Here is a 15,489-nt window from a genome sequence, read left to right as displayed (position 1 = left end):
GCGGGGCGCTTCCCGGAACCCGCGCCTGGATAATCGCGGGGGTCACGGCTTCGTCAGCGCCCATTGTGTCACCGGCATCGCCGGGCGCCAGCCGGTGAGGTGGCCCACCGGCTCGGCCCGGGCGACCGAGAGGCGCCGCAAGCTGCCGCCGCGCTCGGAATGCAGGCGCAGCAGCAGCGCCTCGCTCTCCAGTGTCACCGCATTGGCGACGAGGCGCCCGCCGACCGGAAGGGCGTCGAGCAAAGCCGCGACAAGCGCCGGGTCGGAGACCCCGCCGCCGAGGAAGGCCGCGTCCGGCGCCGGCAGCCCGGCGAGGCTGTCGGGTGCCCGCCCGACCACCACCCGGAGGTCCGGCACGCCGAGGTTCAGCGCGTTGCGGCGGATGCGGGCGGCGCGCTCCTCCCTCGCCTCGACCGCGACCGCGCGGTTGGCCGGATAGCGTAAGGACCACTCGATGCCGATCGACCCCGAGCCGGCGCCGACATCCCACAGGAGCTGGCCGGCGCGGGGCCGCAACGCCGCGAGGGTGACGGCGCGGATCTCGGCCTTGGTGAGCTGGCCGTCGTTCTCGAACCAGGCATCGTCGAGGCCGGGGCTGAGCGGGATCACCCGCGCGCTGGCGTCGGCCACCACCTCGACCGCGACCGTATTGAGCGGCTCGATCCCGTTCTCCGAAAAGTCCGCGGCGAGGCCGGTGCGGCGGTGCTCGCGGGGACCGCCCATCGCCTCGAGCACGGTCAGGCGCGAGCGGGGGAAGCCGCGCTCGGTCAGCAGCATGGCCAGCTTCTCCGGCGTCGTCCCGTCCCAGGAGAGGACGAGGAGACGGGCCCCGGGCTGGAGATGCGGGATCACCCGCTCGAGCGCCCGCCCGTGCAGGGTCAGGCAGGCGGTCTCGGCCAGCGGCCAGCCGAGGCGGGCAGCCGCGAGGCTGAAGGCGGAGGCCTGCGGAAACGCCGCGATCTCCATCGCCGGCACCAGCCGCGCCAGCTCGGCGCCGACGCCGTAATGAAAAGGATCGCCGGTGGCGAGGACGCAGGTCGGCTGCCCGCGCCGGGCGAGGATCGCCGGATAGGCGTCGGAGAGCGGGCTCGGCCAGGCCAGGGTCTCGGCGGCGAGCGGGCTGGCGAGGTCGAGGTGGCGGCGCCCGCCGATCACCAGCCCGGCGCGATCGAGGGCGGCAGACGCGGCCGGCGACAGCCCGGCCCGCCCGTCCTCGCCGATGCCGACGATGAACAGCCAGGGGCTCGCGCTCGACTTCGGGGTAGCCTCAGGCGAGAAGGCGGCCATGCGCATCCTCATCCTGGGCGGCACCACCGAGGCCGCGGGGCTGGTCCGGCTGCTGGCCGGCCGGCCGGATTTCGACGTCACCCTGTCGCTCGCCGGGCGCACGGCGGCGCCCCTCGCCCTGCCGGCGCGCACCCGCATCGGCGGCTTCGGCGGGGCGGAGGGATTGGCGGCCTTCCTGCGCGACCACGGCATCGCGGCGCTGGTCGACGCCACGCATCCCTTCGCCAAGGTCATCTCCCGCAACGCCGCCGTCGCGAGCCGCGAGGCGGGCGTGCCGCTCCTCGCGGTCCGGCGCCCGGCCTGGGCGCGGGAGCCCGGCGACGACTGGCGCGAGGTCGACAGCGTGGCCGACGCCGTGCCGGCCCTCGGCGAGGTCCCGCGCCGGGTGTTCCTGACCGTCGGCCGGCTCGAACTCGCCGCCTTCGCGGCGGCGCCCCAGCACCGCTACCTCGTGCGCACCATCGAGCCGGTCGGCGACGCCCTGCCGGGGCTCGACGTCACGGCGATCGAGGCCCGCGGCCCCTTCGGCGCGGCGGAGGAAGAAGAACTGATGCGCCGCCACGGCGTCGAGGTGCTGGCGACCAAGAATTCCGGCGGCACGGCGACCTACGGCAAGATCGCGGCGGCGCGCGCCTTGGGCCTGCCAGTGGTGATCGTGCGCCAGCCCCGCCTGCCGGAGGTGGCCGAGGTGGCGGAGGCCCGTGATGCCCTGGCCTGGCTGGAGGCTCATCGGGCGACGGACCGCGGCGTGTAGACGAAGGGCGCCCCGCCGTCGCGCGGGATCAGCCGGGTCGCGCTCGCCCCGATCATCACCAGGGTCGCCATGTCGGCGGATGCGTCGCGCGCCTCGGCGAGAGGCAGGATGCGGATGGCCTCGTCGGGCCGGCCGACGGCGCGGGCGAGGATCACCGGGGTGTCGGGCGCGCGATGCTCGGCCGCGAGGCCCAACGCCGCGCCGAGCTGCCAGGGCCGCGCCCGCGAGATCGGGTTGTAGAGCGCCACCACGAGGTCGGCGGCGAACACGGCATTCAGCCGGGCGGTGATGACCTCCCAGGGCTTCAGGTTGTCCGACAGCGAGATCGCGCAGAAATCGCCGCCGAGCGGGGCACCGACCCGGGCCGCCGCCGCCAGCATCGCGGTGATGCCGGGCTCGACCGTGATGGCGAGCGACCGCCAGGCCGGATCGCCCGCCTCCAGCGCCTCGAAGAGCGCCGCCGCCATGGCGAAGACGCCGGGATCGCCGCCCGACACCACCGCGACCCGGCGCCCCGCCGCAGCGAGCTCCAGGGCGTAGCGGGCGCGGTCGACCTCGACCCGGTTGTCGCTGGCGTGGCGCACGAGGTCCGGCCGCTCCGGCACCCGGGCGACGTAGGGGAAGTATCCGATCAGGTCCTGCGCCGCGTCGAGCGCCGCGGAGGCGGCCGGCGTCAGGTAGCGCGGGTCGCCGGGCCCGAGCCCGATCACCGTGACGGAGCCGCTCACGGCCGGCGGCCCTCGCCCGGCACCAGCACCATCGAGAAGTAGGGCGCGCGGTCGTCCGGCTTCTGGCTGAGCGGCGTCACGCTCTCGCCCGCCATGGTGCCGCGCTCGACATAGACCGCGCGGCCGATCAGCCCGGCCTCGGTCAGCGCCGCGCGCACCTTCGGCAGGTGACGGCCGAGCTTCATCACTACGGCGGCGTCGGTCGTCTTGAGGCGCGCGACGAGCGTCGCGTGGGGGAGGGTAGCCGGGAGCACGGTCAGCACGTCGTCGCCCCAGGTGATCGGGGTGTTGGCCCGGGTCCAGCAGCCCGACATGCCGGTGACGCCCGGCACCACCTCGACCGGGAACCGGTCCTTCAGGCGGCGCCACAGATGCATGAACGAGCCGTAGAAGAACGGATCGCCCTCAGACAGGATCGCCACGTCGCGGCCGGCGCCCAGCACCTCGGCGAGGCGCGAGGCGGCCTCGTCGTAGAAGGCCGCGAGCGCCGCCACGTAGGCCGGATCCTCGGGGTGCAGCTCGGTGGTGTAGGGGTAGGGCAGCGGCCATTCCCGGGCCGGGTCCGGCACCACCGCGTCGGCGATGGTGCGGGCGTTGCCGCGCTTGCCGGCCTTGCAGAAGTGCACGAGGTGGTGGGCGCGCTCCAGCACCCGCACCGCCCGCACGGTGAGGTAATCCGGATCGCCCGGCCCCATGCCGACGCCGTAGAGCGTGCCGGTCACGGCAGCGGCCGGAGCGGAGGGGATCTCGGCCGCCTCGGGGGGCGGAAAGCCGGAAGGCGGAAAACCGGAAGGACTATCCATCACTCGACCTCGTTGGCGAGCGCGTTGACGGCCGCCGCCGCCATGGCGCTGCCGCCGCGCCGGCCGCGCACCACCAGGAACGGCACCCGCCCGTCCGCGGCGAGGGCGTCCTTCGATTCGGCGGCGCCGACGAACCCGACCGGGACGCCGATCACGGCGGCCGGCGGCGCCACGCCCTCGTCCAGCATCTCGAGCAGGCGAAACAGGGCGGTCGGCGCGTTGCCGACGGCTACCACCGATCCGGCGAGCCGGTCGCGCCACAATTCCATCGCGGCGGCGGTGCGGGTGGTGTCGAGGGTTTTTGCCAGCTCCGGCACGCGGGGGTCGGAGAGGGTGCAGATCACCTCGTTGCCGGCCGGCAGCCGCGCCCGGGTGACGCCGTCGGCGACCATGCGGGCGTCGCACAGGATCGGGGCGCCGCGGCGCAAAGCAGCCTCCGCCGCTTCGGCGAAATCCGGCGACAGGTCGATGTCGGCGGGCAGGTCGGTCATGCCGCAGGCGTGGATCATCCGCACCGCCACCCGCTCGGCGGCGCCGTGGAAGCGCGCGAGGTCGGATTCGGCGCGGATCATCGCGAAGGAGCGCGCGTAGATGGCGGCGCCGTCGCGGATATAGTCGAGGCGCGGGTTCATGCGGGCTCCCGGAATGCGTCTCTCAGGTCCGAAGCGACATCAGGGGCAGGTCGGACTCGCACGCTCTCTAGCCGCTCCAGCACGGCACCGAAAGTGAGGACGAGGTCGGTCGCGGTGCCGGCGTTGCCCTCCAGCACCACCCCGTAGCGGCCATCCGCCCGGCCGACCAGCGTGAGGGTCGCGGGACCGGGCTGGGCGCAGCCCTTCGGGCAGCCGGAGACGTGGGCGGTGGCGCTCAGCCCCGCGAGGGGCGCGAAGGCGGCGGCGAGGCGATGCGCATGATCTTGCGCCGGCGTGCCGCCGGAGGCGCAGGCCGGCGCACCCGGGCAGGCGGCTACCGCCAGGCGCGGATCGGTGGGATCGACGATCAGGCCGGCGGCCTCGGCCTCCTCGCGCAGGGTTCTGGCGGCGGAGGCGTCGCGGGCGGTCAGCGCGATGCCGCGGCCCGGCGTGAGGGCGAGGTGGCCGTCGCCATGCGATACGCTCCAGCCGGCGATGCGGTCGAGCAGGGCGGCGTCGCAGCGGCCGAAGGGGAGTTCCGCGAGGAGGGTACGGCCGTGCAGGCCGGCGGGGAGGGCGGTGGTGGCCGGGGGGGGCTCGCCCGGCGTGAGATCGGCCAGGAGAGCGTCGCGCTGCGGCGGCGAGAGCGCGCGCATGCGGCGGGCGCCGGTGGCGGCGAGGCCGTGGAGGAGGGTACGCAGGCTGGCGACGGCAGTGGGGGCAGGGGTTGGTGCAAGCCAGAGCGGGCCGTCGGGGGTGGCGATGGCGAGCTGGAGTGCGGGCAGCGCGTCACAGCTACTCAGCGCATACTCGGCTGCCAAAAGAGACGTGGGATCCCCTCTCCCGTGTGGGAGAGGGGTAGGGGTGAGGGTGCTACGGTTCCGCTGAAGGCTAAGACCGTTGAGCTGCGCAGCTGGACAGTTCAGGGTTATTGCGGACACCGAGCCACCCTCACCCCTACCCCTCTCCCAAACGGGAGAGGGGATCCCGCGGGCTTCAGTCATGCCGGGTGATCCTGGAATTAACCGCACCCAGACATCCGCCTCGACCGGCCCGAGCCCGCCCACCGCATCCTCCACCGCCACCAGCGTCTTCGCCGGCAGCCCGGCGATCTCCCGCCCGGTCGCCTCCAAAGCCGCGACGAGGCTAAGGCCCTCCGCCCCGGCGAGCGGCGCATTCAAGGTCAACCGCTGCGGCCCGCCATCGTGGCGCAGGTCGCCGAGACCCGCCTCGCCCAGGATCGCGACGACCCGCCCGTGGCTCTCCGCCGTCACCCCGCGGATCTGCAGGTTGCCCCGGGCGGTCACGTCGAGGAGGCCGTTGCCGCCCTCCCGCGCCGCACGCGCGGCGGCACGGGCCTGATCGGCGGTCAGCCGTCCGGCGACAGGGTGGAGCCGCACGAGGAGGCCGTCGCCGGTCGGCATCGGCCGGGCGAGGCCCGGGCACCAGCCGCGGCGAGGGGCGGGATTCACGAGCACCTGGTCGAAGGGGCTCATTCGGCGGCCTCGCGCGTGTCGAGGGCGGCGAGGGAGTTGCGCCGGCTGCGCCACAGGCCGCGGTTGCGCATGTCGGCGAAGCGGTCGCGCAAGGCCTGCGCGATGCCCGGATTGGCCGCCTCGATCGCCGCGAGTACGTCCGGATCGCCGAGATAGGCGTCGTAGAGCCGGTCGATGTCGGCATCAGCGACCGCATCGGTGGCGGCCGCCATGACGAACACCGCATCCAACCCCTGCGCCAGCTCCTGCGCCCCGCGCCAGCCGTGGCGCAGCTGCGCGGCGATCCAGCGCGGATGGGCGAGGCGGCCGCGCACAAGCCGGGCCACGTCCTCGCGGGCGGTGCGGGCGCGGGGCGCCTCGGGGCGGCTGGTATCGAGGCTGTAGAGGACGGGCGTCGCACCCAACGACGCGGCGGCGGCGGAGAAGCCTCCCATGGCGTCGGCGGCGGCGTCGCCGTCGAGGAGGTCGCGCTCGGCGACGTCGAAGGCGTGGAGATAGGCGTCCGCCGCCGCGACCCGGGCGGCGAAATCGGCGTCCGAGGCGCCCGCCGCTCCCGTCGCCTCCGCGGTGGCGTCGAGATAGGCTCGGGCGAGGTCGCCGCGTCCGCTCCACGCGCCGTCGAGGGCGAGCGCCGCGGTGCCGGCGCCGTAGCGGCCGGGCGCCGCCCCGAACACCCGCGCCGGCGCCTCGCCCCGGCGGCGGGCGGCGGCGAGGGGATTGTCGGCATCCTCCTCCTCCCGCGCCGCGACCGCCCGGGCGGCGCGGTCGAGGAGCGCCAGCGTCTCCGGGAAGGTGTCGCGAAAGGCGCCGGAGACCCGGACCGTCACGTCGATCCGCGGCCGGTCGAGAAGGGCGAGGGGCAGCACCTCGAAGCCGGTCACCCGGGTCGAGGCGTGGTCCCAGACCGGGCGCACGCCCATCAGAGCGAGAGCCTGCGCCACGTCCTCGCCGCCGGTGCGCAAGGTGGGCGAGGCCCAGAGATCCATGACGAGGCGGGCGGGATACTCGCCCTCGTCCTGGAGGTAGCGCCGCACCACCTCGGCGGCGGCTTTGTCGCCCAGCATCGCGGCGGCCCGGGTCGGGAGCGCCCGGGGATCGAGGGTGGCGAGGTTGCGCCCGGTCGGCAGCACGTCGGCCCGGCCGCGGGCCGGCGAGCCGGCGGGGCCCGGCTCGACGAAGCGGCCGTCGAGGGCCTTCAGCAGCCCCGCCCGCTCGGCCGGGCCGCAGGCGGGATGGGCGTCCGGTGCCTCGCCGAAGACGTGGAGCCCATCGCGCATCGTCACCTCGGCGAGGTCGCACAGATGCGCGTCGAGGGCGGCGAGCGCGTCCGGCATCGGCGTCGCGCGGTCGATTCCGGCGGCTGCGAGGAGGCCGGCATCCTCCGCCCGCTCCAGGATGCCCCGGGCGATGAGCGTCGCCCGGCGGGGATCGAGCACGGTTGCGACGGAATACTCCTCCACCAGCTCGCGCAAGGTCGCGGCCTCCGGATCGAGGCCGGCCGCGGCGGTCTCCGGCGGCAGGTGCCCGATCGTGATGGCGCCGATCCGGCGCTTGGCCGGCGCCGCCTCGCCGGGATCGTCGACGATGAAGGGATAGATCACCGGGAGCGCCCCGACCGCGAGCGCCGGCCAGCAGGCGGGGGAGAGCGCCACCGCCTTGCCGGGCAGCCACTCGGTGGTGCCGTGGGTGCCGAGATGGATCAGCGCGTCGCATCCCTCCCGCAGCGCCAGATGGAAGGCGAGGGCGGCGTGGCAGGGCACCGCGTCCGGATCGTGGTAGCCCGCCTTGCGGTCGCCCTTGTGGCCGCGATCCGGCTGGAGCGCCACCAGCACGGAGCCGACCCGCAGAGCCCGGAACCGGAAGGCCCCGTCCTGCACGGCCGGGTCGTCGGCAGGCTCGCCCCATTCGGCCGCGAGGGCCGCGCGGGCCTCCGCCGGCAGCCGGGTGCGCCAGGTCTCGTAGCCCGCGAGCGGCACCGCGAGGCTCGGGGCACCGTCCGTGAGGCGGCGCATCAGGGCGTCCGGCTCCGGCATGTCGGAGACGGCGTAGTCCTCGGCGGCCAGGAGGTCGAGGATGGCCTGGGCGCTCGCCGGGGTGTCGAGCCCGACCGCGAACCCCGCCCGGCCGCCCCGGGCCGGGTAGTCGGACAGGACGAGGGCGAGGCGGCGCTCGGAGCGCGGCTTGGCGGCGAGGCGGGCCCAGGCGGCGGCGCGGTCGGCGGTGGCGGCAATGCCGGAAAAATCCGGCACGGCGCGGCGCTCGCGAAACCCCTCGACCTCCGGCGCCTCCTCCTTGTGCGAGATCGGGAAGCCGGAGAGCCGCCCGTCGAATTCCGGCAAAGCCACCTGCATGGCGAGGTCGGCCGCCCCGAGCCCGCGGCTCGACGCCGCCCAGGCCTCCCGGCTCGCGCCGACCGTGAAGGCCTGGATCACCGGGCAATCCGCCGCGTCGAGGACGAAGCCGGCGTCGTCGCGGGCCGAGAAGGCGGTGGCGGCGACGATCACGGCGGGGCGCTGGGTCGCGACGGCCGCGCGCACGGCCGCCAGCGCCTCCGGATCCTTGAGGCTCGACACCGCGACGATGGCGGGGCTGAGGCCCCGCTGCCACAAGGCGGCCGCGAGGGCGGTGACCGGCGCGGTGTCGCCGCCGAGGATCGCCGAGCGGTAGACAAGGACGAGCGCCCGCGGCAGGGCCGAGGCGGGATCGGGCCGGTCGCGCACGCCGCAGCCCGGGCACCAGGCAAAGCCCCGCGGCAAGGCGCGGGGCGGCTCGGCCGCGACCGGCCGGCCGAGCTCGGCGGCGATCCGCGTGAGGAGCCCGCGCAGGTTCTCAGGGCCGCCGGCACGGAAATAGGCGTCGAGAGTGTCGCGCAGCTCCGGCGCCACCGTCGAGACCGCGTCGAGGCGCGGGTCGGGCCGGTCGTCCCCCGGCAGCACTGCGAGGGGAATGCCGTGCGCGCGGCAGGTCTCGGAGAGCCGCTCGATACCGTAGCGCCAGTAATCGAGCCCGCCGAGGCAGCGCACCAGCACGAAGCGGGCCCGGGCGATCACCGCGTCGGCGTAGAGATCGACCGAGAGCGGGTGGCGCAGCTGCGCGAGCTTGGCGAGCCGCAGGCTCGGCCACTCCCCCGGCAGGCCCGCATAGGCGTTCGCCAGACCGGCGAGGTCGGAATCGGTGAAGGACAGGGCGACGATGTCACCGGGCGCCTGGCCCAGATCGACCGCCGCCTCGCCCTCGTCGAGGGAGACCGAATCGATGCGCAGGACGTGCATCGGCCCTCAGGTCCCCGACACCAGGCGGGGCCGCGGCGGGAACGCGACGCCGTCGTACACGTCCGCCAGCGCCAGGGTCATGCCGAACTCTGGCAGCTCGATCGCCTGCTCGAGCCCGGCGACGAGTCGGCGCTGCCAAGCCCCGTCCGCGTCCCGGCGCCAGAGCGCGATCTCGGGGGCGTTCGGCTCGACCAGCAGGATCACCGCGAGGCTCGCGACCGCCTTGTATTCCTCCAGCTTGTCGAAGGCGTCGAAGTCGCGGGTCGAGGGCGACAGCACCTCGACGACCAGCCGCGGTTCTGCCGCCGTCAGCCCGTTCGGGTCGCGGGCACCACAGTCGATTCCGAGATCGGGACGGCGGATCTGGCCCGGCAAGGTCTCGACGCTGCCGTCTCCGGTGAAGGGCCGGCACGGCGTCCCGCGCAGCCGGGTACGGAACTCCGCCACGAGGTTGACCACGATGTCGTCGTGGACGTTGCGCGCACTTATCCTGAGGCGGACCGGCACCCCGCCGACCAGCTCGTAGCGCTCGTCCTGGCGCTCGTGCCAGGCGAAGAACTTCTGCACGCTCCAGTGCCGCGGCGCGGGCTCCAACATGCGATGCCCTCCCGGGCTCTGGGGGTTCTGATGGTCCGGGCCGATGTAACTTTGGCGGGATATGGCGTCCGGCGCTCGCGTATCAAAATAAAGCGCGTATCTCTCCTTTCCTCGCCCACGCAGGGCTGTCCAGGGAAACGAAAGAGCGCAGGTTTTTCCCCTCCCCCCTCTGCGGGGGAGGGTGGCCCCCGGAGGGGGCCGGGAGAGGGGGCGACGCTTCCGGAGAAGTCGCGGGCTTCAGGACGCGCGCTACCTGGAGCAGCGTCGCGCTGCCCCTCTCCCGCCCGGCTCCGCCAGGCACCCTCCCCCGCAGAGGGGGGAGGGCGAAACCCGCGCCGTTCCCTTCCCCGGACAGAACTCCCGCCTGCGGGGATAGGAGAGATGCGCGCCTCCCGTCCTGCGAATCCGAACCTACCCCTTCAACGCCGCCGCCACCGCCGCCTTGTCGAACCCGGTGAGCCCGATCACCACCAGCGTCCCGTCCCGGTGCTCGCCCGGGCGCCAGGGCCGGTCGTAGTGATGGGCGACGCGGCGGCCGACGCCCTGGACGACGAGGCGCATCGGCTTGTCGGCGACCGCGCAGAAGCCCTTGATCCGCAGGACCCCCGCCACCTCGGCGGCCTTGGCGACGCGGGCTGCCAATTCGTCGGGCGAGCCGGCGGCTTTCACGGGCAGCGCCACGCTCTCGAAATCGTCGTGGTCGTGGTCCTCTTCCGTCTCGTGGTGCGAGGGCCGGGCGGCGAGGTCGTCCTCGGCGGCCGCGTTGAGGCCGAGCAGCACGCGGGGATCGAGGGCGCCGTGAGCGGTCTCGACGAGCTTGACGGCGCGCGGCAGGTGCGCCTCCACCTCGGCGCGGACGCGGGCCCGCTCGCCCTCGTCGAGGAGGTCCGACTTGTTCATCACCACGAGGTCGGCGCAGAGGAGCTGGTCCTCGAACACCTCCTCGAGCGGGTTCTCGTGATCGACGCTGGCATCGGCCGCGCGTTGGGCGGCGAGCGCCTCCGGGTCGTCCGCGAAGGCGCCCGAGGCCACCGCCGGGCCGTCCACCACCGCCACCACCCCGTCGACGGTCACCCGCGAGCGGATCGCCGGCCAGTTGAAGGCCTGCACCAGGGGCTTCGGCAGAGCGAGGCCGGACGTCTCGATCAGGATGTGCTCCGGCGGCTCCGGCCGGTCGAGGAGCTTGTTCAGGGCCGGCACGAAATCGTCGACGACGGTGCAGCAGATGCAGCCGTTCGGCAGTTCCACCACCGCGTCGGCGTCGCAGCCCGGGATGCCGCACTCGGCCAGCAGCGACCCGTCGAAGCCGACATCACCGAACTCGTTGACGATGATCGCGAGGCGACGGCCGTCGTTGTGCTCGACTGCGTGGCGCACCAGCGTCGTCTTGCCGGCGCCGAGGAAGCCCGTGACGATGGTGCAGGGGATCTTCTTGAGGATGGTCATGGGGTCACCGGCGCGGGAGGGATGCGGGCGACGACGCCCTTGCGGAATTCCTGTGGACGCTCGCGCCAGGGCACGAGGCCGTCCGGCGTCCCGGCATAGAGGCCGACGCCGTCGAGGATGACGTCGGCGGAGATCGCCGGGTCGAGGTCGCCGTAGATGTAGGTCCAGCGGCCGGGGCTCGCGACCGCGACCGTGCAGGGCCGCTTGCAGACCGACAGGCACTCTACCGGTTCGATCCGCACCGGCGCGCCGGGCCGGGCCGCGAGCGCCTGGGCGAGCGCGTCGTGCAGACGTGCGCCGGCACGGGGGCCGTCGGCCGGATCGGTGGCGTCGCGGCAGGTGGTGCAGACGTAGAGAGTCACAGGATCGCTCACGCGGCCACCTCGCTCCGGCGCGCAACGCCCCTCGTGCCGGCGACGGCACCCCAGGCCCAGCCGAAGGCGAGGCCGAGCACCGCCCAGAATGCGAAGGCGACCGCCAGCGACCGGGCGGCGAACTGCGCCGCGTAGACCGGCGGCATCGCGGAAATCTCTTCCGGCCCGTGCGGGGCACCCCAGATGTGAGGCGCGACGATGAGGGCGAGGCCGACCGCGATCGCGGCGGGCCCGCGGCGGATCGCCACCAGGTAGAGGCCGGTCGCGGTGGCGAGCGCCGTCGCCACCCACCAGAGCTGGCGCGATTCGAGGGCGGCGGCCGCGGCACCGGGCAGTTCCGGCGGCAGCCCGACCGCCGGCGCCAGGCTGGCGGCGAGGAAGCCGCCGATGCCGAATTTCAGCGCCTCGGACGGCGTCACCGCCCGTCCGGTCGCGACCAGCACGGCGCCGAGCAGCAGCGCGTAGCCGATGCCGCTCACCAGTGTCGCGAGGGCCGTGAAGGCGAGACGCGGCAGGCCCGGCGCCGGCTGCCATTGCGGCTCGGCCCCGTGGTCGTGGCCGGCATGGGCGAGCACGATCAGCGGGTTGGCGAAGGCGTGGGTGGCCGGCGCGACGCTCTCCGCCGTCTCGTACTTCTCCGCCGCCAGGATCAGCGGCGAGGTGAGGGCGAATTGCAGAACCGAGGCCACGCAAGCGGCGAGGAAGCCGGCGACCAGGGCCGCGGCGAGCAGACGTTTCGTCATCGTAGGATCACCTGCACGACCAAAGGGCCGCGGGCCCGCAGCCCCTCAGGGGCGCAGGCCGCGCGGCTTTACGAGGGTCGGGCCCTGGTCAGTGGCAGGGGAAGTTGTGGGCGTGGCGCCAGTCGTGCGCGGCGTTATGCAGGGCGACCACCGGCGCGAAGCCGGAGACGAACAGGAGCCCGATGCCGAGCGTGGCAGCCAGGAGGACGGCGCTCAGGCGCTCGCCGACGAGGGCGGGGGAGAGGGACCGGGTGATCGCGACCATGACGAACTCCTGCCGCCCCACCGGCGGCGTCGAGAGAAAGGGGTGACGGCAGGTCTCCTGGCTCGCGGCTTCTTGCCGGCCCACCGCCTTCCCGGATCGCTCCAGTGGCCGATGGCGGACCGTGTGCGACCGCTCACAGTTGCGGGGGCAGCCGCGGCATACCGGAAGAAGCCCGGCTCCCGCGTTCCCTTTTCACCTCGTCGCCGAGGCACCGTCGAGCCCGACCCTAGCCGGTCGCCTGCGGGCTTGCAATCGGCGCGGCCTGCCGCGACACCTCCGGCCCCGAGTTTTTCGCGGCCCCGAGTTTTTCGCCAGATAAGGAGACGTCCGTGCCGGATCCGGACCGCGCCGCCCCGCGCCTGACCCTGGTGCTGGGTGGAGCCCGCTCAGGAAAGAGCCGCTACGCGGAAGGCTTGATCGAGGCGATGCCGGGCCCCTGGCGCTACGTCGCGACGGCGCAAGCGTGGGACGACGAGATGCGCGCGCGCATCGCCGAGCACCGCGCCCGCCGCTCCGTCCCCTGGGAGACGGTCGATGCGCCGCGCGACCTGGCCTCGGCGATCGCCCGGGCGCCGGCCGGCCGGCCGGTGCTGGTCGATTGCCTGACCCTGTGGCTGACCAACGCGATGCTGGACGAAGGCGCCGACCTCGCGGCGGAGACCGGCGCGCTGGTCGAGGCCTGCCGGGCTGCGGCCGGGCCGCTGGTGCTGGTCTCGAACGAGGTGGGTTTCGGCATCGTGCCGGAGAACGCGCTGGCCCGCCGGTTCCGCGACGAGGCCGGGCGCCTGCATCAGCGCCTCGCGGCGATGGCCGACCGGGTGGTGCTGGTGGTGGCCGGCCTGCCGATGATCATCAAGGGAGACGCCCAATGAGCGACGACGAGACGGCGCGCCACCGCGCCAAGATGGAGAAGCGCAAGGCGGTGCAGGACGCCGAGGTCGCGGGCAAAACGATCGAGAAGGGCCTGCTGATCGTCCATACCGGCCCCGGCAAGGGCAAGTCGACCGCCGCCTTCGGGCTGATGCTGCGGGCGCTCGGCCGCGGCTGGCGGGTCGGAGTGGTACAGTACATCAAGGGCGCCTGGGAGACCGGCGAGCGCTTCGCGCTGGAGCGGTTCCAGGATCAGGTCGCGTGGCACACGATGGGGGAGGGATTCACCTGGGAGACCCAGGACCGCGACCGCGACGTGGCGGCGGCGCGCGCCGCCTGGGCGAAGACCGAGGCGCTGATGGCCGATCCGGCGATCCGGCTCCTGATCCTCGACGAGCTCAACATCGCCCTGCGTTACGACTACCTGCCGCTCGCGGAGGTGGTGGAAGCATTAAGCCGGCGCCGGCCGGACCTGCACGTCGTGGTGACCGGGCGCAACGCCAAGCCGGAACTGATCGCGGCGGCCGACCTCGTCACCGAGATGGGCTCGGTGAAGCACCACTTCGCCGCGGGGGTGAAGGCGCAGGAGGGCATCGAGTTCTGACTGCAGGTTCTGATTGACGGGGATGGTGGGACGGGGCTACAGCTCGGCCATGACCAGCGCCCGCCCGACCGGATTATCTTATTCGCCGCGCAATTAGCGGCGGAGTGCTCGTCATCTCTCAACCGCTGCGACGTGTCGGCGGTTGAGGCTCTCAGGATATCCCGGCCCGCCGACCTCGCCCCAGATCCGAGGTCTCCCGTGCCGTCCTCTCCCATCCCGCTCCCCGCCCTCGGCCTGATCGGCTTCGGTGCCTTCGGCCGCCTCGTCGCCACGCATCTGGCGCGGCTGTTCACGCTGCGCGTCCACGATCCCTTCGCACCCGCCTCCGCCTTCGCGGCAGCCGGACTCGAATCTTGCAGCCTGGACGATGCTGCGGCCTGCCCGGTGGTGATCCTGGCGACCCCCATCGCGACCCTGGCGGCGGTAATCCGGGACATCGCCCCGCACCTGCAGCCGGGCGCCCTCGTCCTCGATGTCGGCTCGGTGAAGGTGCGGCCGGCGCAGATCATGCGGGCCGGCCTGCCACCAGGAGTCGACATCGTCGCGACCCATCCGCTGTTCGGGCCGCAGAGCGCGCGGGACGGCCTGCGCGGCCTCAAGATCGCGGTTTGCCCGGTACGGGGCGAAAGCGGCGCAAGAGTGGGCGCCTTCCTGCGGCGAGCCCTCGGGCTGACCGTGATCCTGACCACGCCGGAGGCCCACGACCGCGAGGCGGCGGCGGTGCAGGGCCTGACCCACCTGATCGCCAAGGTGCTGGTGGCGATGGAGCCGCTGCCGACCCGGATGACCACCCGCAGCTTCGACCTGGTGATGCAGGCCGTTGGCATGGTCCGGCACGACGCGCCGGAAGTCTACCACGCCATCGAGCGGGAGAATCCGTTCGCGGGCGAGGTCAGGCGACGGTTTTTCGAGCTGGCGGCGCAGATGGACGGCGAGTTGGGAGAGGTCGAAACCGCTGGTGCCGCAATCTATCCGACGACTGCATGAAACCCGGTGTCATGTATGGACGGTGAACCGCCCCGGGTTTCGCTGAGGCTTCACCTTCTGAGAGGATGAAGCCATGACGAAGCGAATAATCCCGTTTCCCCTGAGGTGCGCGAGAGGTCTACGGGATCGTCCTTCGACAGGCTCAGGATGAGACCGATCTGTAGGGTGCTGCCGATCGCCCCGTCGACCTACTATGTGCATGTCGCCCGGCGTTGCCGATCCCGAGAAGCAACCGGTTCGTGCCCGCAGCGACGCCACATTGATGATCGAGATGCAGCGCGTGTTCGAGGCGAACTTCTGCGTCTACGGCGTGCGGAAAAGCTTGCCCCGGACTTGATCCGGGGCCTGGCGACAGCTGGCACGGGAGGGGAGCGTGGCCGCGCGATGCACGGTAGCGCGGCTGATGCACAGGATGGGCTTGGCGGAGGGCGGGGGCGACAGCCCCCGCTTCGGCAGGCGAGGGGAGTTGAACGCGACGAAGCCCGCCAAGCGTGAGCTTGGGCGGGCTTCGTCGTGAGGATCGTGAGTAAGGGAACGTGGCGTGCTTGGCAGGTCTGGCGGTGACCGACTCTCCCGTGTCTTGAGACACAGTACCATAGGCGCTGGGGCGGTTAACGGCCGAGTTCGAGAT

Annotated in this window: 15 protein-coding genes, 1 pseudogene and 1 riboswitch; of the genes and pseudogenes, 5 read left to right on the top strand and 11 right to left on the bottom strand. The window is 73.5% G+C overall.

Annotation, left to right across the window (positions count from 1 at the left end):
* Positions 1-42: 42 nt before the first annotated feature.
* On the bottom strand, positions 43-1,287 hold the full coding sequence (gene cbiE, locus BM430_RS32125; protein WP_093571257.1) for a precorrin-6y C5,15-methyltransferase (decarboxylating) subunit CbiE: 1,245 nt from the start codon (positions 1,285-1,287) through the stop codon (positions 43-45).
* Here cbiE and BM430_RS32120 point away from each other — a divergent pair.
* Complete coding sequence (locus BM430_RS32120; RefSeq protein WP_093571256.1) at positions 1,286-2,041, top strand: cobalt-precorrin-6A reductase; 756 nt, start codon at positions 1,286-1,288, stop codon at positions 2,039-2,041. The two genes, cbiE and BM430_RS32120, sit on opposite strands and share 2 nt — an antisense overlap.
* Here BM430_RS32120 and cobJ read toward each other — a convergent pair.
* The 10 genes from cobJ to BM430_RS32070 form a co-directional block, all read right to left on the bottom strand.
* A complete protein-coding gene (cobJ, locus tag BM430_RS32115; RefSeq protein ID WP_093571255.1) occupies positions 2,014-2,769 on the bottom strand; it encodes a precorrin-3B C(17)-methyltransferase in 756 nt (251 codons plus the stop codon). The two genes, BM430_RS32120 and cobJ, sit on opposite strands and share 28 nt — an antisense overlap.
* On the bottom strand, positions 2,766-3,572 hold the full coding sequence (locus BM430_RS32110) for a precorrin-2 C(20)-methyltransferase (protein WP_093571254.1): 807 nt from the start codon (positions 3,570-3,572) through the stop codon (positions 2,766-2,768). Before BM430_RS32110 ends, cobJ begins: the two co-directional genes overlap by 4 nt.
* Entirely contained in the window at positions 3,572-4,204 is a 633-nt protein-coding gene (locus BM430_RS32105; protein ID WP_093571253.1) for a precorrin-8X methylmutase, read from the bottom strand. Before BM430_RS32105 ends, BM430_RS32110 begins: the two co-directional genes overlap by 1 nt.
* A complete protein-coding gene (locus BM430_RS32100; RefSeq protein WP_093571252.1) occupies positions 4,201-5,700 on the bottom strand; it encodes a hypothetical protein in 1,500 nt (499 codons plus the stop codon). Before BM430_RS32100 ends, BM430_RS32105 begins: the two co-directional genes overlap by 4 nt.
* Complete coding sequence (cobN, locus tag BM430_RS32095; RefSeq protein WP_093571251.1) at positions 5,697-8,972, bottom strand: cobaltochelatase subunit CobN; 3,276 nt, start codon at positions 8,970-8,972, stop codon at positions 5,697-5,699. The genes BM430_RS32100 and cobN overlap by 4 nt, the downstream gene beginning before the upstream one ends.
* 6 nt (positions 8,973-8,978) lie before the next feature.
* Positions 8,979-9,569, bottom strand: a complete 591-nt coding sequence (locus BM430_RS32090; RefSeq protein WP_093571250.1) for a Uma2 family endonuclease — start codon at positions 9,567-9,569, stop codon at positions 8,979-8,981.
* Positions 9,570-9,980: 411 nt separating this feature from the next.
* Positions 9,981-11,015, bottom strand: a complete 1,035-nt coding sequence (cobW, locus tag BM430_RS32085; RefSeq protein ID WP_093571249.1) for a cobalamin biosynthesis protein CobW — start codon at positions 11,013-11,015, stop codon at positions 9,981-9,983.
* Complete coding sequence (locus tag BM430_RS32080; RefSeq protein ID WP_093571248.1) at positions 11,012-11,389, bottom strand: DUF1636 family protein; 378 nt, start codon at positions 11,387-11,389, stop codon at positions 11,012-11,014. Before BM430_RS32080 ends, cobW begins: the two co-directional genes overlap by 4 nt.
* Positions 11,386-12,132, bottom strand: a complete 747-nt coding sequence (locus BM430_RS32075) for a CbtA family protein (RefSeq protein ID WP_093571247.1) — start codon at positions 12,130-12,132, stop codon at positions 11,386-11,388. The genes BM430_RS32080 and BM430_RS32075 overlap by 4 nt, the downstream gene beginning before the upstream one ends.
* Positions 12,133-12,220: 88 nt before the next feature.
* The gene (locus BM430_RS32070) at positions 12,221-12,397 is read right to left on the bottom strand and encodes a CbtB domain-containing protein (protein ID WP_093571268.1); all 177 of its coding nucleotides are present in this window, start codon (positions 12,395-12,397) and stop codon (positions 12,221-12,223) included.
* A gap of 29 nt (positions 12,398-12,426) precedes the next feature.
* Positions 12,427-12,628, bottom strand: a riboswitch (cobalamin riboswitch).
* Positions 12,629-12,756: 128 nt separating this feature from the next.
* On the opposite strand from BM430_RS32070, the gene cobU reads away from it, so the two are divergent.
* The 4 genes and pseudogenes from cobU to BM430_RS32050 all read left to right on the top strand — a co-directional run.
* Complete coding sequence (cobU, locus tag BM430_RS32065; protein WP_093571267.1) at positions 12,757-13,269, top strand: bifunctional adenosylcobinamide kinase/adenosylcobinamide-phosphate guanylyltransferase; 513 nt, start codon at positions 12,757-12,759, stop codon at positions 13,267-13,269.
* Positions 13,266-13,871 carry a cob(I)yrinic acid a,c-diamide adenosyltransferase gene (gene cobO, locus BM430_RS32060; protein WP_093571246.1) on the top strand — a complete coding sequence of 202 codons (606 nt, stop codon included), beginning with the start codon at positions 13,266-13,268 and terminating at the stop codon, positions 13,869-13,871. Before cobU ends, cobO begins: the two co-directional genes overlap by 4 nt.
* A 198-nt stretch (positions 13,872-14,069) precedes the next feature.
* Positions 14,070-14,858, top strand: a complete 789-nt coding sequence (locus tag BM430_RS32055) for a prephenate dehydrogenase (RefSeq protein WP_177303241.1) — start codon at positions 14,070-14,072, stop codon at positions 14,856-14,858.
* Between the two features lie 147 nt (positions 14,859-15,005).
* Positions 15,006-15,279 (top strand): annotated as a pseudogene (locus tag BM430_RS32050) (IS3 family transposase); the annotation flags it as partial.
* Positions 15,280-15,489: the final 210 nt, after the last annotated feature.

The organism is Methylobacterium sp. 174MFSha1.1 (assembly GCF_900116815.1).
Taxonomy (GTDB): domain Bacteria; phylum Pseudomonadota; class Alphaproteobacteria; order Rhizobiales; family Beijerinckiaceae; genus Methylobacterium.
This window is presented reverse-complemented; position numbering and strand designations above follow the sequence as displayed.

What these genes read in the sequence shown, in the direction of transcription:
- BM430_RS32120 (WP_093571256.1), top strand. Translation starts at nt 1,286, where the DNA reads ATGCGCATCCTCATCCTGGGCGGCACCACCGAGGCCGCGGGGCTGGTC.
- cbiE (WP_093571257.1), bottom strand. Translation starts at nt 1,287, where the DNA reads ATGGCCGCCTTCTCGCCTGAGGCTACCCCGAAGTCGAGCGCGAGCCCC.
- BM430_RS32110 (WP_093571254.1), bottom strand. Translation starts at nt 3,572, where the DNA reads ATGGATAGTCCTTCCGGTTTTCCGCCTTCCGGCTTTCCGCCCCCCGAG.
- BM430_RS32105 (WP_093571253.1), bottom strand. Translation starts at nt 4,204, where the DNA reads ATGAACCCGCGCCTCGACTATATCCGCGACGGCGCCGCCATCTACGCG.
- BM430_RS32100 (WP_093571252.1), bottom strand. Translation starts at nt 5,700, where the DNA reads ATGAGCCCCTTCGACCAGGTGCTCGTGAATCCCGCCCCTCGCCGCGGC.
- cobN (WP_093571251.1), bottom strand. Translation starts at nt 8,972, where the DNA reads ATGCACGTCCTGCGCATCGATTCGGTCTCCCTCGACGAGGGCGAGGCG.
- BM430_RS32090 (WP_093571250.1), bottom strand. Translation starts at nt 9,569, where the DNA reads ATGTTGGAGCCCGCGCCGCGGCACTGGAGCGTGCAGAAGTTCTTCGCC.
- cobW (WP_093571249.1), bottom strand. Translation starts at nt 11,015, where the DNA reads ATGACCATCCTCAAGAAGATCCCCTGCACCATCGTCACGGGCTTCCTC.
- BM430_RS32075 (WP_093571247.1), bottom strand. Translation starts at nt 12,132, where the DNA reads ATGACGAAACGTCTGCTCGCCGCGGCCCTGGTCGCCGGCTTCCTCGCC.
- BM430_RS32070 (WP_093571268.1), bottom strand. Translation starts at nt 12,397, where the DNA reads ATGGTCGCGATCACCCGGTCCCTCTCCCCCGCCCTCGTCGGCGAGCGC.
- cobO (WP_093571246.1), top strand. Translation starts at nt 13,266, where the DNA reads ATGAGCGACGACGAGACGGCGCGCCACCGCGCCAAGATGGAGAAGCGC.